Source organism: Pseudomaricurvus sp. ABR4_320 (genome assembly GCF_056159445.1).
In genome coordinates this window covers 1-491 of record NZ_JBSWVF010000096.1, presented here as the reverse complement: position 1 = coordinate 491, position 491 = coordinate 1, and the positions used below count along the sequence as shown (strand labels likewise).

The 491-nt window shown below is 49.3% G+C and carries 1 protein-coding gene; it reads left to right on the top strand.

Annotated features, from left to right (window positions below; translation table 11 throughout):
• Positions 1–491: transposase (locus ACXAFR_RS27535; protein ID WP_475183423.1), on the top strand; the 491-nt coding region annotated here is incomplete at both ends.

Genomic DNA, 491 nt, shown 5'->3' with positions numbered 1-491 from the left:
GGTTTAGGTGAGGTTGAAGTAAAGGTACCGAAAACACGAGATCGGTCCCAACAGGGTATTCATTTTAACAGCAGCCTGGTGCCGCCCTATCTGAAGCGAACCAAGGCCCTGGAGGAATTCATTCCCTGGCTGTACCTCAAGGGAATATCTACTGGCGACATGCAGCCAGCTCTTGAAGCGTTATTAGGGGATGGTGCCAAAGGCTTATCAGCTAATACGGTGAGTCGTTTAAAGCAAAGCTGGGAAGCCGATTACAGTCAATGGCGGAAGCGGGATCTGAGTAGGCGCCGCTATGTTTATATCTGGGCCGATGGCGTTTACTGCAATGTTCGGATGGATGATCGACTGTGTTTATTAGTCGTGATTGGTGCTGATGACACGGGTAGAAAAGAGGTTTTAGCGGTTGTCGATGGTTATCGAGAATCGGAAGCCAGTTGGAGCGAAGTGATCGAGCAACTGGAAACACAAGGCCTTCATCAAGCACCAAAGAT